This window comes from Mycobacterium sp. NPDC051804 (genome assembly GCF_044452905.1).
In the GTDB taxonomy this organism is placed as follows: Bacteria; Actinomycetota; Actinomycetes; order Mycobacteriales; family Mycobacteriaceae; genus Mycobacterium.
Genome location: NZ_JBITCD010000023.1, coordinates 1 through 1486 on the forward strand (window position 1 = coordinate 1; position 1486 = coordinate 1486).

The 1486-nt window shown below is 63.1% G+C and carries 1 protein-coding gene; it reads right to left on the bottom strand.

What is annotated here, in order from left to right:
- Positions 1–1486 (bottom strand): condensation domain-containing protein (locus ACIA48_RS30260; protein WP_396740007.1); only part of this gene is annotated, 1486 nt, incomplete at both ends.

Genomic DNA, 1486 nt, shown 5'->3' on the forward strand with positions numbered 1-1486 from the left:
CGACACCCGCGCCAACGGATCAGCCACCATCGCCACCAACACCCGCTGCAACCGATCAACCAACGCCACAACACTTTCCGCATCAAAAAGATCGGTGCGGAATTCGACCGCGCCGCCGATTCCTGCGGGCTGGGCGTCTGCGGTCCAGCGTTCACCGAGCGAAAACGTCAAGTCCATCCGGGCGGTGTGGGCCTGCAGCGGCATCGGGGTGATCTGCAGATCCCCGAGATCCAGTCCCGCGACTGGGCCGTCGTGGCCCTGCCAGGTGAGGCCCACTTGGACCAGGGGGTGGTGGCTCATCGACCGGATCGGATTGAGCCGTTCGACCAACAGTTCAAATGGCACGTCCTGGTGCTCAAGACCCTCGAGGCTGCGGACGCGAACCTGGCCCAGGAGATCACCTACGGTGGCCTCGCCGTCAAGCTGCACACGCATGACCAAGGTATTGACGAAAAAACCGACCAGTTGCTCGAGGGCGGGGTCGTTGCGGCCGGCAACCGCGAAGCCCACCGCGATATCAGGACTGGCGCTCATCTTGGACAGCAGCACCGCCAGCCCGGCCTGAATCACCATGAAGCTCGTCGCGTTGTGTTCCCTGGCCACGGTGCGTATCCGCTGCTGCAGCTCCGCAGGCCATTCGACTGCCACGCTGGCGCCGCCGTAACCCGCGACTTGCGGATAGGGGCGATCAGAGGGCAAGACGAGTCGTTCGGGCATTCCGGCCAGCGCCTGCTCCCAATACGCCAGCTGGACACCGATGGGACTCTCGCGGTCATCGAGATCGCCGAATCGCGCGCGCTGCCACAGCGCGTAATCCGCATACTGCACAGGCAACGCGGCCCAATCAGGGGCCTGTCGCGCACACCTGCTGGAATAGGCCCTACCCAGATCAGCCACCAACGGACTCAGCGAAAAGCCGTCAGCGGCGATATGGTGCACCACGGCCGCCAAGACATGGTCATCGTCGGCAAGGTTGAAAAGCTTTGCCTGAAGCGGGGTTTCGGTTGCCAAATGAAAGGTATGAGTCGCAGTGACGTCGATTGCGTCGGCCAGCTGGTGTTGCGACCATGCAGTGGCATCAACAACCTCCCAGCCGAAGTTCGTCTGCTCCGCCGTCACAATCTGTTGGCGCGGCGCACCGTCGACGTCTGGATATATGGTGCGCAGCGTTTCGTGGCGACCCACCACATCAGACAGCGCAGCCCAGAGCGCCCCGACATCGAGCCGACCACGCAGTCGCAACGCCACCGGCATGTTGTAAACCGGTGAGGGACCCTGCAATTGCTCGAGGAACCACAATCTTCCTTGACCAAACGACAACGGAATCACCGACGGCCGCTCACCGGCCACCAACGGTGCCAACCCACCCACCTCGGGATGAAGATGCGGCGTCAGTTGGGTGATGGTGGGTGCGTCGAACAGGGTGCGGACGTTGAGGTGGACGTCGAGGGCAGTGTTGATCGCGGCGATCAGACGCATCGCTGAC